This is a genomic window from Stenotrophomonas sp. HITSZ_GD (assembly GCF_029543105.1).
Taxonomy (GTDB): domain Bacteria; phylum Pseudomonadota; class Gammaproteobacteria; order Xanthomonadales; family Xanthomonadaceae; genus Stenotrophomonas_A.
The window spans coordinates 155,908-182,247 of record NZ_JARQXB010000004.1 but is presented as its reverse complement, the minus strand read 5'-3'; the positions used below and the strand labels follow the sequence as shown (position 1 = coordinate 182,247).

General features: G+C 70.4%; 22 protein-coding genes. 10 read left to right on the top strand and 12 right to left on the bottom strand.

What is annotated here, in order from left to right; translation table 11 throughout:
- Window positions 1-186 precede the first annotated feature (186 nt).
- Window positions 187-2,304 (top strand): catalase, encoded by a 2,118-nt coding sequence (locus P6166_RS06095; RefSeq protein WP_277763593.1) that lies wholly within the window; start codon window positions 187-189, stop codon window positions 2,302-2,304.
- Window positions 2,305-2,373: 69 nt separating this feature from the next.
- On the opposite strand, the gene P6166_RS06090 is transcribed toward P6166_RS06095, so the two are convergent.
- On the bottom strand, window positions 2,374-3,129 hold the full coding sequence (locus P6166_RS06090) for an AraC family transcriptional regulator (RefSeq protein WP_277763592.1): 756 nt from the start codon (window positions 3,127-3,129) through the stop codon (window positions 2,374-2,376).
- Between the two features lie 46 nt (window positions 3,130-3,175).
- On the bottom strand, window positions 3,176-3,775 hold the full coding sequence (locus tag P6166_RS06085; protein ID WP_277763705.1) for an alpha-ketoglutarate-dependent dioxygenase AlkB: 600 nt from the start codon (window positions 3,773-3,775) through the stop codon (window positions 3,176-3,178).
- Window positions 3,776-3,807: 32 nt separating this feature from the next.
- Between P6166_RS06085 and P6166_RS06080 the strand changes: the two genes are divergently transcribed.
- The gene (locus P6166_RS06080) at window positions 3,808-4,209 is read left to right on the top strand and encodes a hypothetical protein (protein ID WP_277763591.1); all 402 of its coding nucleotides are present in this window, start codon (window positions 3,808-3,810) and stop codon (window positions 4,207-4,209) included.
- 35 nt (window positions 4,210-4,244) lie between these two features.
- On the opposite strand, the gene P6166_RS06075 is transcribed toward P6166_RS06080, so the two are convergent.
- From P6166_RS06075 to P6166_RS06050, 6 genes are all read right to left on the bottom strand, one after another.
- On the bottom strand, window positions 4,245-7,499 hold the full coding sequence (locus P6166_RS06075) for an error-prone DNA polymerase (protein WP_277763590.1): 3,255 nt from the start codon (window positions 7,497-7,499) through the stop codon (window positions 4,245-4,247).
- Complete coding sequence (locus P6166_RS06070) at window positions 7,496-8,917, bottom strand: DNA polymerase Y family protein (RefSeq protein WP_277763589.1); 1,422 nt, start codon at window positions 8,915-8,917, stop codon at window positions 7,496-7,498. Before P6166_RS06070 ends, P6166_RS06075 begins: the two co-directional genes overlap by 4 nt.
- A gap of 9 nt (window positions 8,918-8,926) precedes the next feature.
- Window positions 8,927-9,541, bottom strand: coding sequence for a translesion DNA synthesis-associated protein ImuA (imuA, locus tag P6166_RS06065; protein ID WP_277763588.1), 615 nt, complete (start codon window positions 9,539-9,541; stop codon window positions 8,927-8,929).
- 2 nt (window positions 9,542-9,543) lie between these two features.
- Window positions 9,544-10,149, bottom strand: coding sequence for a transcriptional repressor LexA (gene lexA / locus P6166_RS06060; protein ID WP_277763587.1), 606 nt, complete (start codon window positions 10,147-10,149; stop codon window positions 9,544-9,546).
- 185 nt (window positions 10,150-10,334) lie between these two features.
- Window positions 10,335-10,844 (bottom strand): DNA-binding protein, encoded by a 510-nt coding sequence (locus P6166_RS06055; RefSeq protein WP_277763586.1) that lies wholly within the window; start codon window positions 10,842-10,844, stop codon window positions 10,335-10,337.
- Between the two features lie 96 nt (window positions 10,845-10,940).
- Window positions 10,941-11,282 carry a cupin domain-containing protein gene (locus P6166_RS06050; protein WP_277763585.1) on the bottom strand — a complete coding sequence of 114 codons (342 nt, stop codon included), beginning with the start codon at window positions 11,280-11,282 and terminating at the stop codon, window positions 10,941-10,943.
- Window positions 11,283-11,457: 175 nt separating this feature from the next.
- On the opposite strand from P6166_RS06050, the gene P6166_RS06045 reads away from it, so the two are divergent.
- Entirely contained in the window at window positions 11,458-12,288 is an 831-nt protein-coding gene (locus tag P6166_RS06045; RefSeq protein WP_277763584.1) for a plasmid replication/partition related protein, read from the top strand.
- Here the strand turns inward: P6166_RS06045 and P6166_RS06040 are convergent.
- From P6166_RS06040 to P6166_RS06030, 3 genes are all read right to left on the bottom strand, one after another.
- Window positions 12,285-12,695 carry a hypothetical protein gene (locus tag P6166_RS06040; protein WP_277763583.1) on the bottom strand — a complete coding sequence of 137 codons (411 nt, stop codon included), beginning with the start codon at window positions 12,693-12,695 and terminating at the stop codon, window positions 12,285-12,287. The two genes, P6166_RS06045 and P6166_RS06040, sit on opposite strands and share 4 nt — an antisense overlap.
- A 92-nt stretch (window positions 12,696-12,787) precedes the next feature.
- Complete coding sequence (locus P6166_RS06035) at window positions 12,788-13,246, bottom strand: hypothetical protein (protein ID WP_277763582.1); 459 nt, start codon at window positions 13,244-13,246, stop codon at window positions 12,788-12,790.
- Between the two features lie 145 nt (window positions 13,247-13,391).
- Window positions 13,392-14,693: a DUF763 domain-containing protein gene (locus P6166_RS06030; protein WP_277763581.1), complete on the bottom strand. Its 1,302-nt coding sequence runs from the start codon at window positions 14,691-14,693 to the stop codon at window positions 13,392-13,394.
- Between the two features lie 210 nt (window positions 14,694-14,903).
- Here P6166_RS06030 and P6166_RS06025 point away from each other — a divergent pair, with 210 nt between their 5' ends.
- The 7 genes from P6166_RS06025 (at window position 14,904) to P6166_RS05995 (ending at window position 24,772) form a co-directional block, all read left to right on the top strand.
- Complete coding sequence (locus P6166_RS06025) at window positions 14,904-17,246, top strand: GH92 family glycosyl hydrolase (protein ID WP_277763580.1); 2,343 nt, start codon at window positions 14,904-14,906, stop codon at window positions 17,244-17,246.
- Between the two features lie 272 nt (window positions 17,247-17,518).
- Window positions 17,519-21,469 carry an autotransporter-associated beta strand repeat-containing protein gene (locus tag P6166_RS06020; RefSeq protein ID WP_277763579.1) on the top strand — a complete coding sequence of 1,317 codons (3,951 nt, stop codon included), beginning with the start codon at window positions 17,519-17,521 and terminating at the stop codon, window positions 21,467-21,469.
- Between the two features lie 101 nt (window positions 21,470-21,570).
- Window positions 21,571-22,302, top strand: coding sequence for a ThuA domain-containing protein (locus tag P6166_RS06015; RefSeq protein WP_277763578.1), 732 nt, complete (start codon window positions 21,571-21,573; stop codon window positions 22,300-22,302).
- 106 nt (window positions 22,303-22,408) lie between these two features.
- On the top strand, window positions 22,409-22,768 hold the full coding sequence (locus P6166_RS06010) for a DUF1428 domain-containing protein (RefSeq protein WP_277763577.1): 360 nt from the start codon (window positions 22,409-22,411) through the stop codon (window positions 22,766-22,768).
- A 54-nt stretch (window positions 22,769-22,822) separates the two neighbouring features.
- A complete protein-coding gene (locus tag P6166_RS06005; RefSeq protein WP_277763576.1) occupies window positions 22,823-23,551 on the top strand; it encodes an SOS response-associated peptidase family protein in 729 nt (242 codons plus the stop codon).
- Window positions 23,552-23,673: 122 nt separating this feature from the next.
- A complete protein-coding gene (locus P6166_RS06000) occupies window positions 23,674-23,982 on the top strand; it encodes a hypothetical protein (RefSeq protein WP_277763575.1) in 309 nt (102 codons plus the stop codon).
- 199 nt (window positions 23,983-24,181) lie between these two features.
- Window positions 24,182-24,772: a hypothetical protein gene (locus tag P6166_RS05995; protein ID WP_277763574.1), complete on the top strand. Its 591-nt coding sequence runs from the start codon at window positions 24,182-24,184 to the stop codon at window positions 24,770-24,772.
- A 77-nt stretch (window positions 24,773-24,849) separates the two neighbouring features.
- On the opposite strand, the gene P6166_RS05990 is transcribed toward P6166_RS05995, so the two are convergent.
- Window positions 24,850-26,142 (bottom strand): adenylosuccinate synthase, encoded by a 1,293-nt coding sequence (locus tag P6166_RS05990; RefSeq protein ID WP_277763573.1) that lies wholly within the window; start codon window positions 26,140-26,142, stop codon window positions 24,850-24,852.
- Between the last annotated feature and the right edge of the window lie 198 nt (window positions 26,143-26,340).

The window sequence follows — 26,340 nt, the reverse complement described above, 5'->3', positions numbered from 1 at the left end:
GGGTGGCGCCCCCGCAGACCCCCGAAATGACCACGACCGGACGGACATGCAGGTGCCGTGACGGGCGGTTGTGTCTGCCTTGTGCGTGAAGTCCACGTGCAGGCGAGCACTTGTATCCACACTCGCGATTAACCTGGCGGCCACCAGCCTTCTGGGGTTCACTGCCCCCTTCCGCTGGAGATGTTCATGGCCGCCCGCAAGCCGACCGCCAAGCCCGCCGCCCCCTCGAAGAAGAGCCCCGCGCCCCTGCGTTCCGACGGCGATGCGCGCGGCAATGCCGATGAACTGCACCAGCAGGCCGGTGGCAGCCATCCGCCGCTCACCACCAACCAGGGCGTGGTCGTCAGCGACAACCAGAACTCGCTGCGCGATACGCCGCGCGGGCCGACGTTGCTGGAGGATTTCATCCTCCGCGAAAAGATCACCCACTTCGACCACGAGCGCATCCCCGAGCGCATCGTGCACGCGCGCGGCAGCGCGGCGCATGGCTATTTCGAGCTGACCAAGTCGCTCTCGCGCTACACCACTGCCAAGTTGTTCACCGAGGTCGGCAAGCGCACGCCGGTGTTCACCCGCTTCTCCACCGTGGCCGGTGGCGCCGGTTCGGTCGACACGCCGCGCGACGTGCGCGGTTTCGCGGTGAAGTTCTACACCGAGGAAGGCAACTTCGACCTGGTGGGCAACAACATCCCGGTGTTCTTCATCCAGGACGCGATCAAGTTCCCGGACCTGATCCACTCGGTGAAGATGGAGCCGGACCGCGGCTTCCCGCAGTCGGCCAGCGCGCACGACACGTTCTGGGATTTCATCTCGCTCACTCCCGAGTCGATCCACATGATCATGTGGGCCATGAGCGACCGCGCCATCCCGCGCTCGCTGCGCATGATCGAGGGCTTCGGCATCCACAGCTTCCGGCTGCTCGACGCGCAGGGCAAGAGCACCTTCGTCAAGTTCCACTGGCGGCCCAAGCTGGGGTTGCAGTCCACCGTGTGGGACGAGGCGGTGAAGCTCGCCGGTGCCGACCCGGACTTCCACCGCCGCGATCTGTTCGAATCCATCCAGGCCGGGGCGTTCCCGGAATGGGAGTTCGGCGTGCAGTTGTTCACCGAGGAGGAGGCGGCCAAGTTCCCGTTCGACCACCTGGATTCGACCAAGCTCATCCCCGAGGAACTGGTGCCGCTGCAGATCATCGGCCGCATGGTGCTCGACCGCTGGCCGGACAACTTCTTCGCCGAAACCGAGCAGGTGGCGTACTGCCCGGCCAACATCGTGCCCGGCATCGACTTCAGCAACGATCCGCTGCTGCAGGGGCGCTTGTTCTCCTACCTGGACACGCAGCTGATCCGCCTGGGCGGGCCGAACTTCCACCAAATCCCGGTCAATGCGCCGCAGTGCCCGTTCGCCAACCACCAGCGCGATGGCCACATGCAGATGCAGCGGCCGAAGGGCCGCGTGGCCTACGAGCCGAGCTCGTTGCAGGAAGACAGCCCGCGCGAATCGGCGCGCGGCTTCCGCAGCCACGCCACGCCGGCCGATGACGGCGCGAAGGGGCGTATCCGCGCGGAAAGCTTCGCCGACCACTACAGCCAGGCCCGGCTGTTCTACCGCAGCCAGACCGCGCCGGAACAGGCGCATATCGCCTCGGCCATCGTGTTCGAACTGTCGAAGGTGGAAACGCCGCACGTGCGCGAGCGCGTCGTCGGCCACCTGCGGCATGTCGATCCGGACCTGGCCCAGCGCGTGGCCGACGGCCTTGGCTTGGCGCAGCTGCCGCCCGCCCCGCCCGCGCAGGTGGCGCCGGTCGACATGCCGCCCTCGCCCGCGCTGCAGATCATCGGCAAGATGAAGCCGACGCTGCGTGGCCGCACCGTCGGCCTGCTGGTCCACGATGGCAGCGATGCCGGGCTGGTCAAGGCGCTGCGCAAGGCGGCCGAGGCCGATGGGGCGATGGTGAAAATCGTCGCGCCGAAGATCGGTGGCGCGCGCCTGAGCGATGGCAAGCAGTTGCCGGCCGATGGGCAGCTCGCCGGTACGCCGTCCATCGTGTTCGATGCGGTGGCCGTGCTGCTCTCGCCGGAGGCGGGCAAGCAGCTGGCCAAGGACTCGGCGGCGATCGATTTCGTCGCCAATGCCTGGGCCCACCTGAAGGCGATCGCCTGGGACGAGGGTGCGCAGCCGCTGCTCAAGGCGGGCAACGTGGGCCGCGACGCGGGCGTGGTGGAAGCCGAGGATGCCAAGGCGTTCATCGCCGCCGCGCGCACGCGGCAGTGGGAGCGCGAGAAGAAGCTGCGCATGCTGGCCTGAAGACGCCGCTTCGCCGCCGCCAGGGATGCGGCGGCGAACCGAAGCAGGCGCGGCCCTGGGCCGCGCGTTTCAGGCTTCGGAGGGAAGCGAGGGCTGGATGCGCCCGCGCTGCGCCACCGGCAACCCGCGGTACTCGCGCGGCGTCAGGCCGGTGGCGGCCTTGAACTGGCGGGTGAAAGCGCTCTGGTCGCTGAAACCGCAGGCATGCCCGATGTCGGTGATGCTCAGCTTGCGCTCGTCGAGCAGTTGCATCGCGCGATGCAGGCGCAGGCGCAGCAGCACCTGCTGCGGCGTCAGCTGGAACACGCGGCGGAACGAGCGCTGCAACTTGGACATCGAGAAACCGGTCAGTTCGACCAACGTCTGCAGGCGCACCGGCTGGGTGTAGTGCGCGTGCAGGTAGGCCAGCGCCAGGCGCAGCTTCTCGTACTGGGCATCGCGCTGCGCGTCGCGGCCTTCCTGCGGCCCGAGATCGCGCGAGATGCCGATGATCCCCTGCACTTCCCCGTCCACCCACAGCGGCCGCTTGCAGGTCAGGCACCACCCGGTTTCGCGGTTGGCGAACAGGTGCAGTTCGAGCACGTTGTCGATCACCGCGCCGGCCAGCACCTGTTCGTCCTGGTTGGCATAGTTGGCACCCAGGCCGATGGGGTACACCTCGGCCACGCGCTTGCCGATCAGCTCCTGCCGCGATTTCAATCCCAGCCGCCGCAGCATGGTCTGGTTGACATGCGTATAGCGGCCCTCGCGGTCCTTGACGAAGAACAGCACGTCCGGCACGGCGTCGAACAAGGCTTCCAGGTCGGTGGCGTCGATGGCGGTCATGGCGCGGATGATAAGCGGCCGGGCGGCGCGCCGCCGCCCGCCGGCGTCACGCGGGGCGCGCGCGGAACACCACGCTCATCCGCGGGCCCACCGGGCGGGCGGTCTTGGGAATGCCGTGCTCGTGGGTCAGCTGCGAGGCATGGCTCATCGCCAGCAGGCTGCCCGGCGCCAGGTCCAGCCCGCAGGCGCGCCCGCCGGCCTTGGCGCGCAGGTTCATCCGCCGGGTATCGCCGAGGGACACCAGCGCGATCGGTTCGCCCGGCACCAGCGAGTGCAGCTTGTCGTGGTGCATGGCCACGCTGTCGCGGCCGTCGCGATAGAAGTTCAGGCCCACATGGGTATAGGCACCGGGCACGGTGGCGCGCACGCGCGCGAGCATCTCGGCCAGCGGCGAATCCGGTGGCAGCGCCGCCAGTTCGAAATGCGCCAGCAGCCGGGGCACGTCGACGATGCGCTCGTACATGGGCCGCTGCAGCGTCTTCCACTCGATGCCGTCGCGCAGCGCGGTGAACCAGCGCTCGGCCTGCGCCTGGCCGACCAGTTGCGGCCAGTAGCGCACCCCGCCCTGCGCATCGGCGATCACCGTGCGGTAGGGCGCGCTGTCGAACAGGTCCGCGCAGGTGCAGCCCTCCTCGCCAACAGGCATCATGGCGCCCTCCTTTCCGTTGCAGGTGCCGCATGTCCGTTCCGTCTCCCTCTCCGTACGCCGTGGGCCAGCTGTGGCGCTGCGAAGGCCGCAGCGCGGACGAGCGGCCCGTGCTGCTGATCAACCGCATCGAGCAGCACCCGCTGCTGGGCGGCGAAATACTGCACGTCACGCTGCGCGATGCGCGCATCCGGCATCCCGGCGCGCCGGGCGGAGTGATCACCTCGATGGCGCACCTGCCGGTGATCGGCCAGGTGTTCGAGCGCAGCCACGCCGAACTGGTCGGCCACGACACCCCCGACCCGGCGTACATCGAGGGCTACCAGGAATGGAAGCGCGCCTTCGACGCGGGCAACGCCGGCTCCTACGGCATCGCGGTGGCCGAGATCCTGGCCAGCATCGAACGCATGCTGGCCGGCCGCAGCGCGCACTGAGGCGCGGCGCACGGCCGCCGCGGGCCGGCGGCCGTTCAATGGAAATCCCGCGAGGCCACCGGCAACTCGCCCAGTAGGTGGCTCAGGTCGTGCAGGTCGCCGGCGATCACGTGGGTGACGCCATCGACCTGCTCCCAGCGCCCGCGCACCGCCAGCAGGCGTGATTCCAGCAGCGCGCGCCGCCGCCGCTGCGCCAGGTGCGACCACACCACGACATTGATCATGCCGTGTTCGTCCTCCAGCGTGACGAAGATCGTGCCCTTGGCGGTGCCGGGCCGCTGGCGCTGCGTGACCAGCCCCGCCACGTGCACGCCGCTGCCGTGGCGCCGGCCGTGCAGCTCCTGCAGGCCGAGGATGCGGCGCTGGCGCATCTGCGCGCGCAGCAGCGCCATCGGGTGCGCGCCCAGGCTCAGGCCGATGGCGCGGTAATCGGCCAGGATGTCCTCGCCCTGCCGCGGTGCCGGCAGCGCGATCTGCGTTTCCTCCGGGCTGCCGGGCAGCAGTGGCCGCCGCCGCTCCACGCCGGCCACCGCCCAGCGCGCCTGGTGGCGATGGCCGCTCAACGAGGCCAGCGCCCCGGCTTCGGCGAGCGCCTCACGCGCCTTGGCGTCGAGCCCGGCGCGCAGGCACAGGTCAGCGATGTCGGCGAACGGGCGCTGCGCGCGCGCGGCCACGATCGCCTGCGCCACCCGCTCGGACAAGCCGCGCACCTGGCGCAGGCCCAGGCGGATCGCCGGCTGCGTGCCCGGCCGCGCCTCGTCCTGCCAGGGCGTGCCGCCGTCCAGGGTCTGGTCCCAATCGCTGTGCGCCACGTCCACCGGCAGCACTTCCACCGCCTCGCGCGCCGCGCGCCCACGGCGTGCGTCCTGCACGATCTGGCTCGGCGAATAGAAGCCCATCGGCTGCGCGTTGAGCAGGCCGCAGGCGAACGCGGCCGGCTCGTGCCGCTTCAGCCAGCAGCTGATGTAGACCAGCTTGGCGAACGAAGCGGCGTGGCTCTGCGGGAAACCATAGGAACCGAAGCCCTTGATCTGCTCGAAGATCTGGTCGATGAAGTGGCCGGGATAGCCTTTCTTCTCCATCAGCTCGCGAATGCGCACGCGATGCGGCTCCATGTCCCCGCCACGACGCCAGGCCGCCATCGAGCGGCGCAGGCCATCGGCTTCGTCGGGCGAATAGCCGGCATGGATCACCAGCTCCATCACCTGCTCCTGGAACAGCGGCACGCCCAGCGTGGGGCCGAGGATGTCCTGCACGCCCGGCGAGGGATAGCTGATCATCTCCTTGCCCTGCCGCCGCCGCAGGTAGGGATGCACCATGTCGCCCTGGATCGGGCCCGGGCGCACGATCGCCACCTCGATCACCAGGTCGTAGAACTTGCGCGGCTGCAGGCGCGGCAGCATCGCCATCTGCGCGCGCGATTCGATCTGGAACACGCCGACCGTATCGGCCAGGCAGATCATGTCGTAGGTGGCGGCATCCTCGTTGGGAATGGAAGCCAGGTCGAACGCGCGTCCGCGATGCCGGCGCACCAGGTCCAGCGCCTTGCGGATGCAGGTGAGCATGCCCAGCGCGAGGCAATCGACCTTCAGCAGGCCCAGCGTTTCCAGGTCGTCCTTGTCCCACTGGATGATGGTGCGATCGGCCATCGCCGCGTTTTCCACCGGCACCACGGTGGACAGCGGCGCATCGGAGATGACGAAGCCGCCCACATGCTGGGACAGGTGGCGCGGATGGTCGCGCAGCATCTCGGTAACCGCCAGCACGCGGGCGATCAGCGGATTGTCGAGGTCGAAACCGGCTTCCTCCAGGCGCTGCTGCATCGGCGTATCGCCGTTGCCCCAGCCGTAGCAATCGGCCAGCAGCGCGATCTGGTCCGGCGGCAAGCCGAACGCCTTGGCCACGTCGCGCACCGCGCTCTTGCCGCGATAGCTGATCACCGTGGCGGCCAGCGCCGCGCGCTCGCGGCCGTACTTGTTGTAGACGTACTGCAGCACTTCCTCGCGGCGTTCGTGTTCGAAGTCCACGTCGATGTCCGGCGGCTCGTCGCGCGCCTTGGACAGGAAGCGCGAGATCAGCAGGCGGTTCTCGGCCGGGTTCACCGCGGTGATACCCAGTGCATAGCACACCGCCGAGTTGGCCGAGGAGCCGCGCCCCTGGCAGAGGATGTCGCGCGATCTGGCGAAGCGCACGATGTCGTGCACGGTGAGGAAGAACGCCTCGTACTCCAGCTCCGCGATCAGCGCCAGCTCCTGCTCGATATCGGCCGCCACCTTGTCCGGCACGCCCTTGGGCCAGCGCGTGCGCATGCCGGCCTCGGTGAGTTGGCGCAGGTAGCTGGCCGGGGTATGCCCGGCCGGCACCAGTTCGGCCGGATAGCGATATTCCAGGTCGCGCTTGAGGTCGAAGCCGGTGCAGCGCCGCGCCAGTTCGACCGCCGCCTGCAGCAGCGCCGGCGGATGGATGTTGCCCAGCGCGCGGCGGCTGCGCAGGTGGCGCTCGCCGTTGCGGAACAGGTGCGCGCCGCACTCGGCCAGCGGCAGGTTGTGGCGGATCGCGGTGAGGGTGTCCTGCACGATGCGCTCGCGGCGCTGCGCCATGTGCACGTCGCCGCACGCCACCGGCACCAGGTCCAGCTGGCGCGCCAGCGCCAGCAGCTGCGCCAGGCGCGCGGCATCGTCGCGCTCGCGATGCAGTTCCACGGCCAGGTAGGTGCGCGCCTCGAACAGGCCGCGCAGCCACTGGCCCTGCGCGGGATCGGGCTCGGCCGCCGGCAACCACAGCGCGAACAGCCCGGGCTGCGTGCCGGCCAGTACCTGGGCCATGTCGGCGCGGGTCAGCCGGTAGCGGCCCTTGGTCGCCGCGCGCCGCGCCCGGGTGATCAGTTCGCACAGCTGCGCGTAGCCGCGCGCGTCTTCCACCAGCAACACCATGCGCGGGCCGTCTTCCAGCGCGATCTCGCTGCCGACCACCAGCGGCAGGCCGGTGGCGCGCGCCGCCTCCCAGCCGCGCACGATGCCGGCCAGCGAGCATTCGTCGGTGATGGCGAGCGCTTCGTAGCCGCACTCGCGCGCGCGAGCGAACAGCGCCTCGGCCGAGGAGGCGCCACGCAGGAACGAGAAATCCGATACGCAGTGCAGCTCGGCATACGCCGGCAGGTGCGCATCGCGCTCGGGCATGACCTCGTCGTTGGCGGCCGCGCGCAGGCGCGCATCCACCGTCCAGGCGCGCGGCGGGCGGCCGCCCGGGGTGTCGCGGTCCACGCCATCGGGAAAGTCGTCCCGGCTCATGCGAACCACCCGTGCAGCATCCAGCCCTCGCGCGCACCCGGCGCGACATAGGCCCAGCCGCGCTGGCCGCGCGCGGTTTCCACCACGTAGTAGTCGCGGCGGGCGTCCTGGCCGTCCCACCAGCCGCTTTCCAGGCGTTCGGGGCCGGACAGCACGCGCAGGCGCGCATCGCGCAGCGGGATCGGCTGCGGCAGCAGCCAGGCCGGGCGCGGCGGGCGCGGCGGCGCCTGCGCCGGCCGCGCATCGTCCTCGCCGAGTACGCGGCGCCAGGCGCGCTCCGGGCGCGGGTCGTCGGCCGGCGCCAGGCGATACACCGATTCATCGCCCAGCCGCGCGCGCAGGCGCTCGCGCAGTTGCGGCCAGTCCAGCGCCTGCTGCGGGCGCGGATCGAACAGGTCGCGCGCGGCCGGCACGAACGGCGGCAGTTCGCGCGCGAGCAGGCGCAGCGCCACCACCGGTTTCTCCAGCGCTACCCGTTCCAAGCGGTTGCGCGAGAGCTCGAACAGCATGCCCGGCTCGCGTTCGGCGGCCAGCAGCCCGACCTCCACGTCGGTATGTCCCTCCTCGTGCTCCAGCCGCAGCACGAAGCGCTGCACGCCGCCATCGCGGATGGACAGGTACGTGCACAGGTCGCCCAGCAGGCGGCGCAGCGGGAACAGCAGTGCGGTGTGGGTTTCGACCTCGTAGCCCATCTCGATGCGCGAATCGAAATGGTCCGGTGGCGCGTAGCACTGCAACGGATCATCGGCGTCGCCGTAGAGGCGGTCGAGGTGGTCGAGCAGGTCCAGGCCAAAGCGCCGGCGCAGGCTGTCGCGCGGCAAGGCGCGCAACTGGCCCAGGTGTTCCAGGCCCATGCGTTGCAGGCGCTCGCCGGCCTCGCCGGGGAGCGCGGCGCGGCGCACGGGCACGCCATCGAGCAGGCTGTGCAATGCCTCGGGCCTGCGCACCGCCAGGCCATCGCGCAAGCCGGCCAGCACGCGCGCGGCGCGTGGCGTGGGGGCCAGGGCGATGCGATGGCGGAAACCCAGCGTCTGCAGTTCGTCGCGCAGCCGCTGCGCGAAGCGCGGCCACGGCCCGAACAGGCGGAAGCTGGCCTGCGCCTCCAGCACGATGGCATGCGGCCACTGCGCGCTCACCAGCGAGCTGTGGCGATAGGCCCAGGCCGCCAGGAAACGCTGCCAGCGCGCTTCGGCCTGTGGCTCGTGCGCGACGGTGCGCACACCGGCCAGCAAGGCGTGCGCGGCCGCCAGGCGCATGCCGGTGCGCAGCCCGGCGGCCGCGGCGTTGTCGTTGACCGAATGCAGGCTGCGCAGCTGCGCCGGCCCTTCGACCAGCGCGAGCGGGGTTTCAGGATCGGGCAGACGGCGCAGGACGGCGTCCAGCGCCAATTGCGGCAGCAGAATGCAGGCCCAGAGCATGCGCGCGCCTCAATGCGCCAGTCGCAGCGGTTGCGCGGGCACCTGGCCGCCGCGGCACTTGCGCACCTGCCAGGCATGTTCGCTGGGCAGGTATTCCAGGCGCAGCGCGGCCGGCGAGGCGTTCACCGCATGGCGGCGGTCGCGCAGCGCGAAGGCGCAGCAATCGCCACTGTCGGCGGCCACCTGCAGTCGGCGCAGCGCACGCGCATCGGCCGTCTGCGGCCAGCCGAGCACGGCCGCGCACGCGCCGCTGCGCAGGCATTGCTCGAACGCCCACAGCGCCTGCTTCGGCTCGGCCTCGATCACCTCGAGCCAGCCCAGGTCGATGCCGCCGGCCTGCCAGGCCGGCGCATACGGCAGGTACGGCGGCGCGACCAACACCACGCGCTCGCCGGCAGCCGTGAGCCGGGCCAGCGTGGGCAGCAACAGCGCGATTTCGCCCACGCCATCGGAAGGGAGCAGCAGTTCGGTCAACGCGCGCCGCGGCCAGCCGCCATCGGGCAGCGCGGCGTCGAGCGCGGCATGGCCGCTGGGCTCGCCGTCGCGGCGCGTGGCCACGCCCTGCCCCGCCCGCCACACGGTGCGTGCGGCCAGCATCTCGCCCAGGGCCAGGACTTCGCCCATCCTCAGCCCTGCCGCAGCAGGCCGCAGTACAGGCCTTCGATCGCGAAGTCGGCATCGGCCGGCACCACGATCGGCGCATAGGCCGGATTGCGCGGCAGCAGGCGCAGTTGCTTGCGCCCGCGTTCGAGCCGCTTGATGGTGATTTCCCCATCCAGCCGTGCCACCACGATCTGACCATCGCGCGCCTCGCTGCTGCGGTGCACGCCGACCAGGTCGCCGTCGAGGATGCCGTCGTCGATCATCGAATCGCCCTGTACCTGCAGCAGGTAATCCGGGCGCAGGGAGAACAGCGCGCGGTCCAGCCACAGCGCGCGCTCGATGCCGATATCGGCGCCGATCGGCACACCGGCAGCCACGCGGCCGAGGACCGGCAGCATCAGCGGGGCGTCGCGCGGGGCTTCGGGCAAGCGGATGCCGCGGGCCAGCCCGCCGCCGCGCAACTCGATCAGCCCGGCCTCGGCCAGCGCCTGCACGTGCTTCTGGGCGGCATTGCGCGAGGCGAAGCCGAACTCGGCGGCGATCTCGGCCAGGCTGGGCGGCTGCCCGCTGCGCGCGCGCTCGCGCACGAAGGCCAGCACCGCGGCGCGGCGGGGGCTCAATTCGTCCATGGGCGCGGCGACGCGAATGCGGAAGGGCCGTGCGGGGCCCGCGGGGAACGGGGATTCTTCATAGGTGTACATTTGTACACCTTTCCGTCGCAGGGGGCGAGACGACGCGATTCAGGCAACCGAACGGCACCGCTCACCCGGTTGGCAGCGGCCCGTCCCCCGCGGCACGGGCCGCTGCGCCCGACTCAGGCCGACTTCTTCGCCCGCGTGCGGGCCGCCTTCTTGGCCGCGGTCTTGCGCGCGGTCGGGCCCTTGGTGCGCGCGGCCTTCTTCGCCGCCGCCGACCGGCTGGTCGCGGTGCGCTTGCTCGCCGCCTTCTTGGCCTGCGTCGACAACGCCTTCTTGCCCACTACCTTCTTGGCCGTGGTCTTCTTGCTGGCGGTCTTCAAGGCTTTCTTGGCGCCGGCCGAGCGCGTCCTGGAGGGCGCCTTCTTCGCCTTCTTCGACGCGGCGGTGTCCTGCGCGGCCTTCTTCTTCGTCGCCTTGGAAGCGGTCTTGCCCGGCTTGGCCTTCACGCCATCGCGGCGCGCCTTGGACAGCCCAATGGCGATCGCCTGCTGGGTGTTCTTGGCGCCGTGCTTGCCGTGCTTGATGTGCTCGATCTCCTCGTGCACGTATTCGCCGGCCTGGGTGCTGGCCGACTTGCCTTCGCGCTTGTCCTTGGCCGCCGCCTGGCGGGTCTTTTTCTCCGGCATGGGAATGCCTCCGGTGTGTGTGACCGGTGCGGTGTAGCAGCGCGCAGGTAAACAACCGGTGCAATCGCCGCGCACGCCCTACACCGCGCGTTGACTTCAACGCTCGCCGGCGGGCAACCGTTCGCCCGATTGCGTGTACGCCGGCGGGTGGTACCAGGTGAGCGCCTGCAGCGGCGTACCGCCGTTGTTGCGGATCTCGTGGCGCTCACCCTGCTCGATCACCAGCAGGTCGCCCGGCGCCAATGCCTGCTGCACGTTGCCTACCGTAGCCACGCCCTGCCCGGCCACCACGTACAACCACTGGTCCGCGCCCCGGTGGCGGTTTTCCGGGCCGCCTTCCTTCTCGCCCGGGGCGATGGACATCGTGGCCGCCTGCACCTGGCGCACGTCGAAAAGCACCTTGAACTCGTCGTCGAAATCGAGGGCGGCATGCTTCATCGCGAAGGCTCCAGGGAAGAGGCGCCCAGCGTCGATGGCGCGGCGTTAACCGGCGGCATGGGCGCACGCGGCCTTGTTCACCGCGCGCCCACGCGCCGGCACGGCCGCGCTGTCAAGCCGCGACGATGCGCGGCGCGCTGCCTACAATGCGCGCCCCGCGTTCGCATGGCCCCGCATGGATACCGAAATCGTCGTCGACCCCTCGCTCAAGGCCTACATCGATCCGCTCACGCCGGACGAGCATGCGGCGCTGGAGCAAAGCCTGCTGGCCGAAGGCTGCCGCGACGCGCTGGTGCTGTGGGGCAACGTACTGGTGGACGGCCACAACCGCTACGGCATCTGCCGGACGCACGGCCTGCCCTTCCGCACCATGCAGAACGAGCGCTTCCAGAGCATGGAGGACGTGCACCTGTGGATGATCGACCAGCACCTGGGCCGACGCAGCGTGTCCGATTTCCAGCGCGGCGTGCTGGCGCTGCGCAAGCGCGAAATCCTCGCTGCGCGGCGCGAGCGCGCCGTGGCCGAGGTGGCGCCCGCCGAGGCGGCCGTGGCGGCACCCGAAGCCCCCGAGGACGATACCGCGCCGTGGCCCGAGCAGACCGCGCATGACACGCCGGTACCGGCCGTGGCCGCGCCGCCCAGCCGCCAGGAACTGGCCCGCGTGGCGCGGGTGAGCCACAGCCAGCTGGGCATGATCGAGAAGATCCAGCGCCAGGCCGCGCCGGAAGTGGTGGAGGCGGTGCGCAGCGGCGCGTTGTCGATCAACGCCGCCGCCGTCGTGGCGACGCTGCCGATGGAGGAACAACAGGCCGCCGCGCAGGCCGGTCACGACGAGCTGCGCGAGGCGGCCAAGCGCGCGCGCCAATCGCGGCGCAAGCCGCGTGTGGAGTGCGAGCATGAAACCTCGCCGGAGGACACGCTGCAATCGTTGCGCGGGCGCGTGGCGGAACTGGAGCAGGAGAACGCGCGGCTGCGCGAACGCATCGCCGAACTGGAAGCGCGCTAGGCGCGCAGCAGGCGCAGGACCGCCCACAGCGTGAGGGCGGATACCGCGCCCAGCCCACCGGCCCCGAGCACGATCATCGCGATCGCCGGGTTGAGCAGGCCGGCGAGCGCCTCGCGGTTGGGCGTCTGCACGAGCAGGAACAGCCCGCAGGTGGCCAGCCCCGCCACCGCGCCGGCCAACAGCATGCGCCATGGGCCGAATCGCTGGCGGCGGCGCAGCTGCCAGGTCACCGGTACGCCCAGCACCAGCACATGCAGCAGCGCGACGACGCAGGCGGCCAGGAAGCCGGCCCACGTGGCGTGGTTCGCGCCGATGCGTCCATCGAACAGCATCAGCGCGAACAACAAGGCCGGGGTCACGCTGGCGGCGAGAAGGGCGAGCAGCCAGACGAGGCAGGTTCTGAGCATGGATGCAGCTTACCTGCCGCGATGCAGGCCACTCGGCCCATGCGGGGCGCTCTTCCCCGCGCCCCGCGTAACGCCGTGACGACGCCGACGCGTCACGGGAACACCACCTCCACCTGCCATACCGCGGTGCCGTCGGCCGCCAGCGTGCAGACGCGCCCGGCCTCCACCACGCCCATGCGCTGCGCGAGCGTCTCGGCTTCTTCTTCCGATTTTCCTTGCGTGAGCAGCATCCGCTTCACGACACCCTTCATGGTGTCGTTCGGTTCCAGCCGCGGCGCACAGACCAGGCGCAGGTGGCGGCCCTCCGAATCGGTTTCCAGCCCCCGGGTGGTGTCGTCGTCGATCCCGCTCAGCACCACCTCGCGCGCGATCTTCAGCGTATACACGTCATGGCTGAAGCTGCCGCCCTTGACGCACAGGCTGGCCTGGCCCAGCGCCGCCAGTTCCTGCGTGGCGCAGTGCTCGCCGCCTGGATGCACTACCAGCTTCGCCGCCTCGTCCGATGCCGCTGCCGCGCCCGCCACGCCGATGGCCACCATTGCCAGCGCCATCCGCCTTTTCCTTGCACACATGAAGTTTCCTTGCTTCGAGGGGGATTCGGCACGATGCCCGATCCCGATCCCGCATCTTATCCTCCCGCGCACGGGCAGCCCCAGAACCCCGCGCGCAGCGCGGCGCGACGAACCCGGCGACCGCCTACGCGGCATCCGCCTCCGCGCCCTTGCCCGGGGTCCGTGCCGGCGCCGGCTCCCAGCCGAACACGCTGCGCCCGCCGTAGCGATGCGAATCGGCGCGCTCCTGCGCGATATAGGCCTCCACCGTCGGCCCGCTCGCCGTGGCCTCGAGCCGGCGCGCCTGCGCATCGAGCCGGGCAATCGCCTGCAGGCGTTCCTCGTTGCCGAGCTTGGCTTGCTGCATCGCGTGCTTGAGCACTCCGATGGTGTGGTCGAGCACGCGCGTGGGCACCGGGAACGGATGCCGGTCCTTGCCGCCATGGGCGAGCGAGAAGCGCGCCGGGTCGCTGAAGCGGCACGGCGTGCCGTGCAGCACTTCGGCCACCATCGCCAGCGAGCGCACCGTGCGCGCACCGACACCGGGCACCTGCAGCAACGCGGTGAAATCTTGCGGGCCGTTTTCCGCCGCCGCGGCCAGCGCGCCGTGCAGGCGGCGCACGACGATATCCTCGGCGCGCACGTCGTGGTGGTCGGGCATGGAGAGGTGCGGTGCAAGCGTGGCGGCGAACAGGTCGCCGGTGGCGCCCGCCGCCGCAGGGGCGGGCACGCCGCTGCGCCCGTCGATGCGCGCGAACTCGCGCGCGATCGCGTCCGGCCCGAGCGTGTGCAGCAGTTCGACCTGGGCATCGCGCGAGGCCGCGGCCCGGTGGTCGGCCAGGTTGACGATGCGGCCCTGCCCGGGGCCCTCGATCGCCGCGTGCGGCGCATCGACGAAGCTGCGCAGCCCGTCGGACAGCCAGTGGTAGCGCCGTGCCTGCCGCCGCGCGCCGTTCATTCCCTGCTGCACCACGACCCACTGGCCTTCGTCGCTGACGATGAAACCATGCAGGTAGAGGTCGAAGCCGTCCTGCACCGCGGCGCTGTCCACCTTGGCCACCAGGCGGCTGGCGCGCGCCAGCGCCGCGCCGTCCAGGCCGGTGCGCGCGGCCACGGCGAGCAATTCGTCGGGCGTGGCGCGCGAATGCCGGCCGCGGCCGCCGCAGACATGCAAACCCAGTTCGCCGGACAACGGCGCCAGTCCACGCTTGAGCGCGCCGATCACGCTGGTGGTGATGCCGGAGGAATGCCAATCCATGCCCATCACCGCGCCGAAGGACTGGAACCAGAACGGATGCGCCAGCCGGCGCAGCAGTTCGTCGCGCCCGTAGTGATGGACGATGGCCTCGCACAGCACCGCCCCCAGCCGGGTCATGCGCTGCCCCAGCCAGGCCGGCACGCGGCCGCCATGCAGGGGAAGATCGGCACTGCCGGTGCGACGGGACATGCGGAACACTCCAGGGGACATGGCCGCAGCGTGCGGCGCGGCCGTCGCCCATTGTGCGACAGCCACGCCCGCGGGCATTTCAGCAAGCTGTACGGCCCAGCGCATCCACGCCGCCACGAAGGACTTGGATCGATATAAACCCCTGACGTTCGTCCCATCCCGCGGCGCAGGGCGCGTGCTACCGTCGCCGCTCCGGGAGGAGGAACCCACATGCTCGACAACCCCGCGCCACGCCGCGCGCCCTGGCTGGCCGCCCTGCTGCTGGTCGCCCACACCGCCCTGGCCACCACGCCGGGCGAAGCCGCCTATGCGGCGGTCGATCCTTTCATCGGCACCGGCGGCGAAGGCCACACCTATCCCGGCGCCACCGTGCCGTTCGGGATGATCCAGCTCAGCCCCGACACGCAGATCAAGTCGCGCAAGGAAGGCTACCCCTGGGCCGCGGGCTACCGCTACGACGACCAGACCATCGTCGGCTTCTCGCACACCCACTTTTCCGGCTCGGGCCATTCCGATCTCGGCGACGTGCTGCTGATGCCGATCAGCGGCGAGCCCAGGCTCGAACGCGGCGACGTCACCCGGCCCGGCAGCGGCTACACCTCGCGCTTCCGCCACCAGACCGAACAGGCGCAGCCGGGCTACTACGCGGTCACCCTGGACGACTACGGCGTACGCGCCGAGCTCACCGCCAGCCCGCGCGTGGGCGTGCACCGTTACACCTTCCCGAAAGGCAAGCCGGCGCATGTACTGGTGGACCTGCGCACCAGCATGTACGACTACCCCGGCAAGGTGCTGTGGTCGCGGCTGCGCGTGCGCGCCGATGGCACGGTGACCGGATTCCGCGAGACGCGCGGCTGGGCGCCGGGCCGACAGCTGTACTTCGCCATGCGCTTCTCGCGCCCGCTGGCCGGCAGTGCGCTGCACGACACCGAAGAGAACGTGCTCTACAAGGGCTTCCCGCCGCCGGGCGCGGACGATCCGCGCCAGCGCGCGCAGATCGAAGGCCGGCAGCTGGTCGGCGTGCTGGACTTCGGCGAGGGCGGCAGCGCACCGTTGGTGGTGAAGGTGGCGATCTCGCCGGTGAGCGAGGAAGGCGCCATCGCCAACCTCGATGCCGAGGTGCCGGGCTTCGATTTCGACAAGGTGCGCGCGGACGCACGCCAACAGTGGACCCAGGCGCTATCGGCGATCGACGCGCAGGGCAGCGCGGACGCGCGCACGCGCTTCTACACTGCGCTGTACCACACCCTGCTCGGCCCGACGCTGTTCATGGACAGCGATGGCCGCTACCGCGGCCCGGACAACGCGGTGCACAAGGCGAACGGCTGGACGAACTACTCCACCTTCTCGCTGTGGGACACCTACCGCGCCCTGCACCCGCTGCTGACGCTGGTGCAGCCGCCGCAGCGCACGTCCGACGTGGTGAACTCGCTGCTCGCCTCGCGCCGCGAAAGCGCCTACGGCATCCTGCCGGTGTGGGCGTTCCATGGCCTGGAGACGTGGTGCATGATCGGCTACCACGCCGTGCCGGTGATCGCCGACGCCTACATGAAGGGCATCGGCGGTTTCGATGCCGACGAGGCCTTGCAGGCCATGGTCGCCAGCGCCAACTACGGCCCCTACGACGGCATCGCCGCATACCGGCAGCTCGGCTACGTGCCGATCGACGAGGAAGGCGAAGCGGCCTCCAAGACGCTGGAATACGCCTTCGACGACTGGACCATCTACCGCGTGGCGCAGAAGATGGGCCGCGCCGAGGTGGCCGCCGAATTCGAACAGCGCGCCGGCAACTGGAAGCATGCGTTCGACCCGTCCAGCGGTTTCATGCGCGCGCGCAAGCGCGACGGCAGCTTCCGCGAGCCGTTCGATCCTTCCGCCAGCGGCTACGGCACCGACTACACCGAAGGCAACGCCTGGCAGTACTCCTGGTACGTGCCGCAGGACGTGGCCGGGCTGGCCGCCGCGCATGGCGGCAGCGACGCGCTGCTCAAGCGGCTGAACGATGTGTTCGAGGCCAAGGTCGACCCGAAGGTGTTCGAGCACATGGAAGACATCACCGGGCTGATCGGCTGGTACGCGCACGGCAACGAACCTAGCCACCATGTGGCTTACCTGTATGCCTACGCCGGCCAGCCGTGGCGCACGCAGGCGCGGCTGAAGCAGATCATGGACAGCCAGTACGCCGCGCGTCCCGATGGCCTGGCCGGCAACGACGACCTCGGCCAGATGTCGGCCTGGTACGTGTTCACCGCCTTGGGCTTCTATCCGGTGGCGCCAGGCAGCAACCAGTACGTGATCGGCCGGCCGTTCCTGCCGCGTGCCACGCTCAACCTGCCCAATGGGCGCCGCTTCACCGTGATCGCCGAAGGGCTGGACGCCACGCATCCGTACATCGGCGCGGCCACGCTCAACGGCCGGCCATTGCCGCGCGCGTGGATCAGCCACGAGGAAATCCTCGCCGGCGGCGAGTTGCGCTTCCGCATGCAGGCCCAGCCCGACACCACCTGGGCCACGGATCCGGCGCAGCATCCGTACTCGATGTCGGCGCGCTGAGCGAGCGTCTTCGCGTTGGACGGGCGGGTGGCGAAGCCCCCGCCCGTCCGCGTTTTCGCGTTGATCCCTCGTGATACGCGCAGTGATGCGATGCACAGAGCAGCACATCTACGCCTGAGACTCAAGTCGGGTGGTTCCCCACGCCTACCACGATTTTACCCACACAAAAAAAGACGCGTATCGCAGATTTCATCTCAAGTAATCCACCAGTTCGCCGATCTGTGATGCGCGCCAAGCGCTTCACTACTTTTATTGCTGGGGATTGAGATCGGATGAACAGGATTTTTCGCGTTGTATGGAGCAAGGCCGTCCAGCAGTGGATCGTCACTTCCGAACTGGGCTGCCACGAAGGCGGCACCACCTCCCGGATCAAGCCCGCGGGCGCGCCGCGACTGAACCGGCTGGCCATGCTGACCCTGCTGGCCTTGGCCTCTCCCTGCGCGATGGCCGCGGTGGACATCGACAACATCGGCTTCGAGACCGGCACCCTGGAAGGCTGGACCGCCTCGAGCAGCGGCACCCAACTGCCCACCAACTACAACGCCAACAGCGGCGTCGGCGCGGCGGTCACCACCGGGCTGCAGAACTTCGGCGCGGCCAACGGCCCGCACGTGTGGACGGTGACGCCTTACCAGAGCTACATGGCCTCGCTGCAGGCCAATCCGAACTCGGTGGAATTCACCGACGCCGCCACCGCGCTCGGCCTGACGTCCGCCAGCCAGTCGCAGATCGCCGCGACCATCGCCGGCACGCCGACCACGGCGGCCTGGCTGTACCAGGACCTGACCCTGGACGCGGGCGACTACTTCACGATGGCCTGGCAGTACGTCTCCACCGACTACGAGCCCTTCAACGACGCCTCGGTGACCTCGCTGGTCAACCTGGGCGACAACAGCATCTTCGGCACGGTCAACAACCAGAACGCGCAGTACGCGCTGCTGGGCGCGACCAACACCGGCACCGGCAGCTATTCCACCGGCAGCTACGGCTCCACCGGCTGGCAGATCGCCACTTACCAGGTCAGCGTCGCCGGCACCTATCGCCTGGGCTTCCTGACCTTCAACCTGGGCGACACGGCCTACAGCCCGATCCTGTTCATCGACCAGGCGCCGGGCCTGACCTACGACAAGGGCGTGCCGTTCGCGCCGGTCGCGCCGAACCCGGGCAGCGGCGCCCCCACCACGCCCAGCGGCCCGGTGGTGATCGACGACAGCAAGAACACCGACGACCTCGGCAGCCAGACCGAAGCCTCCTTCGAGGGCGGCACGCTGGTGGTGTCCAACGACGACACCACCGTGACGCAGCACTTCTACATCGACGACAAGAACGGCTGGATCGACGCCGCCGGCCACGATGCGACCTTCACCGGCGCCATCGACGACACCACCACCGGCGTGCCGGGCTCGCTGACCATCACCAACACCGGCACCGGCGGCACCATCACGCTGGCCGCCACCAACGGCTACACCGGCACCACCACGGTGGACGAAGGCGCCACGCTGAAGCTCTCCGGCAGCGGGTCGATCGCCCAATCCAGCCAGACGCAGGTCAACGGCGGCCTGGACATCACCGACGCCAGCGACGATGTCAGCCTCAAGTCGTTGTCGGGGACCGGCTCGGTCCAGCTCGGCCACAACGGCCTGAACCTCACCGACAGCCAGGGCGACTTTTCCGGCACCATCGCCGGCAACGGCGGCGTGGCGCTGACCGGCGGCACGCAGGTGCTCTCCGGCCACAACACCTACACCGGCGGCACGCTGATCCAGCAGGCCGTGCTGCAGATCTCCAGCGACGACAACCTCGGCGCGGCCGAGGGCACGCTGACCTTCGACGGCGGCGTGCTGGTCAGCACCGGCGACGTGGACAGCAGCCGCGACGTGCAGCTGGCCGGCGACGGCATGTTCCTCACCCAGCCGGGCACCACCTTCAGCAGCAGCGGCGATGTCTCCGGCACCGGCGGTCTGATCAAGAACGGCGAAGGCAATCTGGACCTGAGCGGCACCTTGAGCCACGGCGGCGGCACCACCGTCAACGAGGGCACGCTGGTGCTGTCCGGCCACAACACCTATACCGGCGGCACCACGCTCAACGGCGGCACGCTGCAGATCTCCGACGACGCCAACCTGGGCGATGCGGCCAACACGCTGGCCTTCCACGGCGGCACGCTGGCCACCACCGCGGACGTGACCAGCGCGCGCGCGGTGTCGCTCGACGGCCACGGTACGCTGGACACCGCCGCCGGCAGCACGCTCACGCTCGCCGGCGTGGTCGACGGCGCCGGCCAGCTGGTGAAGAGCGGCAACGGCACGCTGGTGCTGGGCAGCGCCAATGCCTACAGCGGCGGCACCGCGATCAACGGCGGCACGGTCGTGCTGGGCCACGCGGGTGCGCTGGGCAGCGGCGCGGTGGAACTCAACGGCGCCACGCTGCAGTCCTCGGTCAACGCGATCCTCGCGCAGCCGCTGACCGTCACCGGCGCCAGCACGTTCGATGTCGATGCGGGCACCACCACCGTGCTGTCGGGCAACCTCGACGGCTCGCAGGCCAGCGGCTGCTTCATCAAGTCCGGCACGGGCCGGCTGGCGCTCACCGGTTCGGCCGTGATGGCCAACGGCACCTGCGTCAACGAAGGCATCCTCAGCGTCAACGGCAACCTCACCAGCCGCGTGCAGGTGGAACACGACGGCACGCTGCGCGGCATCGGCAACGTGGCCGGCAACGTCAACGTCGACGGCACGCTGGCGGCGGGCAATTCGCCGGGCACGCTGACGGTGAGCGGCTCGATCAACATGACCGCCAACGGCACGCTGCAGGTGGATATCGACGGCTACGGCACGGGCACCGGCGCGGGCAACTACTCGCGCGTGCTGCTCACCGGCAGCGATGCGGTGTTCGTGGCCAACGGCACGCTGGCACCGGTGCTGCGCGGCATCACCGGCGATGCCAGCAACACCTTCACCCCGAAGGTGGGCGACATGTTCCGCATCGTCAGCGGCCAGGGCGGCGTCACCGGCACCTTCGCCAACGTGCTGCAGCCGACCAGCGGCCTGGCCGCGGGCACCCGCTTCCAGGTCTACTACATCACCGGCTACGACATCGACCTGTACGTCTCGCCGACCTCGTACCGCGAGCAGCTCGGCGACGCCAGCGGCAACGTGCTGGCCACCGCCGACGCGCTCGACGCGCTGGTGCAGACCAACGACAGCGGCACCGCCGACCAGGACCAGAAGGACCTGCTGCGCGAAGTGTGGGCGCGGGACGCGCAGGCCCTGCCGGCCACGCTCGCCACGCTGACCGGCGAGAACCAGGCCAAGCTGGCCGCGCTGGCGCAGGCCGGTGCCCACGCACTGGCGCAGGACGTGGCCGCGCGCCTGGGCGACAGCGCGCTGCTGTCCTCGGCCGAGGTGCCGGTCGAACAGCGCCTGTGGGCCAACCTGGGCACGAGCAACCTGGACGTGGATGCCGACCGCTACGCCGGCCGCCTGTCCGGCGACCAGCGCCGCGCCTCGGCCGGCGTCGATGTCTACCGCTCCTACCACCTGCTGTGGGGCGCGGGCCTGGCCACCACGCGCTCGGAACTGGACGGCACGCTGGACAACCAGCTCGACAGCGATGCGCTGATGGTCTACGCCGCCGGCCGCCTCGGCCCGGTGATCGTGGATGGCGTGGTCTCCTACAGCAGCGATGACTGGAAGAGCGAACGCACCGACGCGCTGGGCAGCGGCGTGCTGCGTGGCCGCGCCTCGGGCAGCACCCGCCAGGCCAGCGCCGGCGCCAGCCTGCCGTTCGCGGCCGCGGGCGTGCGCTGGACGCCGTCGCTGCGCGCGAGCTGGCAGCAGGTCGAGCGCAATGGCTTCCAGGAACAGGGCAACACCTTGTCCGCCCTGGACGTGGCGCGCTACGACGAGGATGGCGGCCGCGTGCAGGCCGGGCTGGCGGTCGGCTCGCTGGATGCCGATCCGCTGCGCAACCGCCTCACCTGGCGCGTGGGCGTGGATGCGGGCATCAACTACGGCCAGGCGCGCCAGGCCGACGTGCTCACCGCGCTGGGCGGCGAGCAGGTGCTGCTGCATTCGGCCGACACCCGTCGTTTCGCGCGTGCGCAGCTGGACGGCACGCTCAAGCTGAGCGCCTCGACCTACCTGTACGGCGGCGTGAGCGCCGAACAGGGCGATGGCGTGGACAACAACAGCGTCAACCTGGGCCTGCGCATCGCGCTGTAACGGCGAGCGCGTGATGGCCTTGCCCCGGGTCGCGCCTGCGCGCGGCCCGGGGCTTTTTTTTGCCTGCCCCGCGCGGCGGTGATCGGTGCCAGAATCGGCGCGTGAACCGCCTGCGCGCCCTCCTGTTCGCCTTCTGCGCCCTGAGCCTGCCCGTGATGTCCTTCGCCGCCACGCCGCCCGACCGCGTTTTGATCTTCAGCCGCACGGTGGGCTTTCGCCACGAATCGATTCCCGTGGCGGTGCGCACGCTGTCGCAGCTGGCCGAATCGATGGGCCTGGCCGCCGATGCCACCGAGGACGCGACGGCATTCACGCCGCGCAACCTGGCGCGCTATCGCGTGGTGGTCTTCGCCAGCACCACCGGCAACGTGCTCGATGGACCCCAGCAGCGCGCGATGGAGGCGTTCATCCGCGGCGGCGGCGGCTTCGTTGGCGTGCATGCGGCCGCCGATACCGGCTACGACTGGCCGTGGTACGGCGCGTTGGTCGGCGCCTATTTCCAGGATCACCCGCCCGGCCTGCAGCACAGCCGCGTGCAGCCCGAGCGCGACGGCGTGGCCACCGGCCCGGCCTGGCCGGTGCACGACGAGTTCTACAACTACGACCGCAACCCGCGCGGCCGGGTGCAGGTGGTCGCCACGCTCGACGAGCGGCTGTACGCGGGTGGGCGGATGGGTGCGGACCACCCCATCGCCTGGCACCACGACCATGCCGGCGGACGCGCGTGGTACACCGGCCTGGGCCATACCGAGGCCATCTACGGCCAACCCGAGTTCCTGGCGCAGCTGCGCCGCGGGCTGGCCTACGCGAGCGGCCGCGCCGACGACGGCTGAGGCGGCCACGGGGCTGGACGGGCGCGGCGGCATGTCGATCGCGCCGGTCGCGGTTCGTCGTGGGGAGGAAGGCGCGCATTTCGCCGCGTCGCCACGGAGGTGGCCCATGTCCTACATCGATGGTTTCGTGATCGCGGTGCCTACCGCCAACCGCGAGAAATTCCTCGAGCACGCGCGCCAGGGCGATGCGCTGTTCATCGAGCTCGGCGCGTTGCGCGTGGTGGAGTGCTGGGGCAATGACGTACCCCACGGCACGCAGACCGATTTCTTCCGCGCGGTGCAGGCGCGCGAGGACGAGACGGTGGTGTTCTCCTGGATCGAATGGCCGGACAAGGCCACCCGCGATGCCGGCATGCAGAAGATGATGGACGACCCGCGCATGGACCCGGCCAGCAACCCGATGCCGTTCGACGGCAAGCGGATGATCTACGGCGGCTTCGCGCCGATCCTGGACATCCAGGACTGACGCGTAAGGGTGCGGCCGACGGGCCGCTCACGCGCGCCGGGCTAGCCTGCCGGCATGCGTCGCTTCGCCCAAGCCATCGCCGAGGAGGATTCGCTTCCCGCGGGATTTCCACCGGCGCTGGCGCGGGCCCTGGCCGCCGCGCCGGACCGCTACAACATCGGCAAGGGCAAGCAGGCCGTGGTCATCCGCCAGGTGGCGGGCGAACTGGTCCTGGCCGAGATGACGTGGGGCCTGGTGCCGCGTTGGTCCAAGCAGCCGCACACGCCCTACACCACGGTCACCGCGCGGCTAAGCAAGGCGCCGCGCAGCCGCATCTACGCCAAGGCCTGGCAGGAACGCCACTGCCTGGTGCCGATGAGCGGTTACTACAAATGGGATCGGCAACGGCAGCCACCGTGGCCGCGCTTCGTCCAGCGCAGCGATGGGCTGGCGCTGTTCGCCGCCGGGCTGTGGGAACACTGGGCAAGCGAGGACGCGGCGCTGGACAGCTTCGCGCTGCTCACCGCGCCCAACCCCGATATTCCCCCGCCGCTGACGCCGGACGGGCCGGTATTCCTCGAACCGCCGCACGCCCTGGCCTGGCTGGAGGGCGGGCTGACCGAACCGGGCGCCCTGCCACGGCACGCGGCCTCGGTGCGGCTGGAAAGCTACCCGGTCTCGCGCGCCATCCGCGATCCGGCGCGCGACACGTTCACCTTGCTGGAGCCGGTCGATCCGGACGCGCCCGGCGAGGCCGAATGGGCGCAGGGCGAGGACGAACCGGACGAGGACGACCTGGACTGATCCGCTTGCTGGCGCTGGGCGGGCGGCGGGCGCGGACCCGGCGACCGCGCGGCGCCGGGCCTCCATGCGGCCTTGACGCCCAGGCGCGCATCATCGCGCCCAGTTCTCCACCGACACCCTTCATGCTGTCCCCATTGGATGCCGTAGAAACCCGCCTGTTCCGGCGCGGCGTGACCGACCAGGAAGTCCGACAGGCCGTGGAGCTGATCCGCGAGCACATCCTCTCCCCGCGCGCGGCCGGCGCCGACGAGCAGGCGTGGTGGCAATCGTTCGGCCTGATCTTCGACGACCTCACGCGCAACTTCACGCCCGCCCAACTGGCGGCGTTCGAGATTGCCGTCGATACCCTGCTGGTGCACGCCGGCATGAGCACCTGGACCGTGGCCCGGCACCATGCCACCTGGGCGGCGCCTCGCCCGCGCGCCGCCTGAACGCACCGCCCGCCCAGGCCGCCCCGCCGGCACCGGCCGCCCCCCCCGATCCCGTCGCCTGTCATCCGGATGCAATCCCGGTGCGGATGATGGAAGATTCTGGGTCGCTGCCTCGCCTGGGCGGCCGCGTTCAGGTCCGACCTTTCTACGACACCGCCACGGCCAAGATGCCCACAAGCCAATACCCGCCGTGCCGCCGATGACCGCTCCTCCCAGCGAACGCAGCCTCACCAGCCTCGTGCAAGGCGTTGGCCTGGACTACCTGCGCCGCCTGCTGCCGCCCCCGTGGCTGGCGCTGGCGCTGCTGGCCACCACCAGCACGTGGATGGCGCTCAGTTCGCACGACACGATCGCCCTGTCCGCCTGCGCCATCGCCTTCGGCGGCCTGCTGATGCACTGGCCGCAGCGCGCCCGCCGCGCCTGGCCGCTGTGGCGCACCCTCGCGCTCGGCCTGGCCGCTGCCATGGAAGCGGTGCCCGGCTGGGCCCACGAGGACCTGCTGCGCACCGTGCTGGTGGTGATCGCCGCGGCATCCACCCTGCATACGCTGGCGCGCGTGGTGGCCGCCGTGCGCCTGTCGCTGCGCTTGCAGCGCTCGGCGCGTGCGATGGACGATGCCAGCCTGCTGGCCATGCTGCCCGACGAAGCCCGCGAGGACGCGCGCCGGTGGCGCAACGGCGACGACAGCAAGTCGGCCGAGTTGCAACTGGTGATCAACCTGGCCGCGCTGTGGGCGGCGCTGTCGGCGGTGAAGGCCGCCGATGCGCGGATACGCCCGACGGCGATGTGATCGCCGCCAGCGCGCACGCATGAACGAAAAAGCCCCGCGCGAGCGGGGCTTTTCGTTATCCGGCCGGCGCGGCTGGATCAGGCGAACGGATCCTGCAGCACCATGGTGTGGTCGCGGTCCGGGCCGGTGCTGACGATGGAGACCGGGCAGCCCGCCAGTTCCTCCAGCGCGCGCAGGTAGGCGCGGGCCGCCGGCGGCAGCTTGTCCCACTCGGTGATGCCGTGGGTGTTCTCGCTCCAGCCCGGGAATTCCAGGTACACGGGGGTGCACTCTTCCCAGCCCTGCGCGTCCAGCGGCGCGTACTCGGTGCGCTTGCCGCGGTATTCGTAGGCGATGCACACCTTGAGCTTCTCCATGCCGTCGAGCACGTCGAGCTTGGTGATGCACAGGCCGCTGATGCCGTTGATCTGCACGGCCTGCTTGAGCGCGACGATGTCCATCCAGCCGCAACGGCGCGGGCGCCCGGTCGAAGCGCCGTACTCGGCGCCGCGGTCGCGGATGCCCTGGCCGATCTCGTCGTCCAGCTCGGTCGGGAACGGGCCGCCGCCCACGCGCGTGGCGTAGGCCTTGGCGATGCCCAGCACGTAGTCGATCGACTGCGCGCCCACGCCGGTGCCGGCCAGCGCGCCGCCGACGGTGGTGTTGGAACTGGTCACGTACGGGTAGGTGCCGTGGTCGATATCCAGCAGCGCGCCCTGCGCGCCTTCGAACAGCACGCGCTTGCCCTGCTTGCGCAGGTCATGGAGGATGCCGGCCACGTCGGACTTCATCGGCTGCACGTATTCGCCGAAGGCCAGCGCCTCGTCGAAGGTCTTCTGGAAATCGACCGCCTCGGTGCCCAGGTACTTGGTCAGCACGAAGTTGTGGTAGTCCAGCGCGGTGCGCAGCAGCTCTTCCAGCTGCTTGGGATAGTGCAGGTCGGCGATGCGGATGCCGCGACGCGCCACCTTGTCCTCGTACGCCGGGCCGATGCCGCGGCCGGTGGTGCCGATGGCCTTGCCGCCGGCGGCCTTTTCGCGCGCCTGGTCCAGGGCAATGTGGTACGGCATGATCAGCGGCGCGGCCGGCGAGATCTTCAGGCGCGAACGCACCTCGACGCCGGAATTCTCCAGCTCCTCGATCTCCTTCTTCAGCGCGGCCGGCGAGATCACCACGCCGTTGCCGATCAGGCACAGCGCGTCGTCGCGCAGGATGCCCGACGGGATCAGGTGCAGCACGGTCTTCTTGCCGTTGATGACGAGGGTGTGGCCGGCATTGTGGCCGCCCTGGAAACGCACGACGGCACCGATTTCCTCGGTGAGCAGATCGACGATCTTGCCTTTGCCTTCATCGCCCCACTGGGCGCCGAGCACGACGACAGACTGACCCATGACGGGTAACTCCTTTGCGGGCGGCCATCGGGGCCGCTGATGGATTGATCGTGCCTCGGCCGGGACGGCCTGCTGGCGCCACCAGCGGGGTGGCGCCGGCGCATGCCGGCCCAGACACGGAAAAAGCCGGCTGGGACGACCCGGCCGGCTTTTGTGCATTATCCGGGTTTCCGGTGACGCCGACCACCCTTTTCTCGT

Excerpts from the sequence above, each read along its gene's own strand:
- P6166_RS06095 (WP_277763593.1), top strand. The coding sequence starts at position 187 with ATGGCCGCCCGCAAGCCGACCGCCAAGCCCGCCGCCCCCTCGAAGAAG.
- P6166_RS06090 (WP_277763592.1), bottom strand. The coding sequence starts at position 3,129 with ATGACCGCCATCGACGCCACCGACCTGGAAGCCTTGTTCGACGCCGTG.
- P6166_RS06085 (WP_277763705.1), bottom strand. The coding sequence starts at position 3,775 with ATGCCTGTTGGCGAGGAGGGCTGCACCTGCGCGGACCTGTTCGACAGC.
- P6166_RS06080 (WP_277763591.1), top strand. The coding sequence starts at position 3,808 with ATGTCCGTTCCGTCTCCCTCTCCGTACGCCGTGGGCCAGCTGTGGCGC.
- P6166_RS06075 (WP_277763590.1), bottom strand. The coding sequence starts at position 7,499 with ATGAGCCGGGACGACTTTCCCGATGGCGTGGACCGCGACACCCCGGGC.
- P6166_RS06070 (WP_277763589.1), bottom strand. The coding sequence starts at position 8,917 with ATGCTCTGGGCCTGCATTCTGCTGCCGCAATTGGCGCTGGACGCCGTC.
- imuA (WP_277763588.1), bottom strand. The coding sequence starts at position 9,541 with ATGGGCGAAGTCCTGGCCCTGGGCGAGATGCTGGCCGCACGCACCGTG.
- lexA (WP_277763587.1), bottom strand. The coding sequence starts at position 10,149 with ATGGACGAATTGAGCCCCCGCCGCGCCGCGGTGCTGGCCTTCGTGCGC.
- P6166_RS06055 (WP_277763586.1), bottom strand. The coding sequence starts at position 10,844 with ATGCCGGAGAAAAAGACCCGCCAGGCGGCGGCCAAGGACAAGCGCGAA.
- P6166_RS06050 (WP_277763585.1), bottom strand. The coding sequence starts at position 11,282 with ATGAAGCATGCCGCCCTCGATTTCGACGACGAGTTCAAGGTGCTTTTC.
- P6166_RS06045 (WP_277763584.1), top strand. The coding sequence starts at position 11,458 with ATGGATACCGAAATCGTCGTCGACCCCTCGCTCAAGGCCTACATCGAT.
- P6166_RS06040 (WP_277763583.1), bottom strand. The coding sequence starts at position 12,695 with ATGCTCAGAACCTGCCTCGTCTGGCTGCTCGCCCTTCTCGCCGCCAGC.
- P6166_RS06035 (WP_277763582.1), bottom strand. The coding sequence starts at position 13,246 with ATGGCGCTGGCAATGGTGGCCATCGGCGTGGCGGGCGCGGCAGCGGCA.
- P6166_RS06030 (WP_277763581.1), bottom strand. The coding sequence starts at position 14,693 with ATGTCCCGTCGCACCGGCAGTGCCGATCTTCCCCTGCATGGCGGCCGC.
- P6166_RS06025 (WP_277763580.1), top strand. The coding sequence starts at position 14,904 with ATGCTCGACAACCCCGCGCCACGCCGCGCGCCCTGGCTGGCCGCCCTG.
- P6166_RS06020 (WP_277763579.1), top strand. The coding sequence starts at position 17,519 with ATGAACAGGATTTTTCGCGTTGTATGGAGCAAGGCCGTCCAGCAGTGG.
- P6166_RS06010 (WP_277763577.1), top strand. The coding sequence starts at position 22,409 with ATGTCCTACATCGATGGTTTCGTGATCGCGGTGCCTACCGCCAACCGC.
- P6166_RS06005 (WP_277763576.1), top strand. The coding sequence starts at position 22,823 with ATGCGTCGCTTCGCCCAAGCCATCGCCGAGGAGGATTCGCTTCCCGCG.
- P6166_RS06000 (WP_277763575.1), top strand. The coding sequence starts at position 23,674 with ATGCTGTCCCCATTGGATGCCGTAGAAACCCGCCTGTTCCGGCGCGGC.
- P6166_RS05995 (WP_277763574.1), top strand. The coding sequence starts at position 24,182 with ATGACCGCTCCTCCCAGCGAACGCAGCCTCACCAGCCTCGTGCAAGGC.
- P6166_RS05990 (WP_277763573.1), bottom strand. The coding sequence starts at position 26,142 with ATGGGTCAGTCTGTCGTCGTGCTCGGCGCCCAGTGGGGCGATGAAGGC.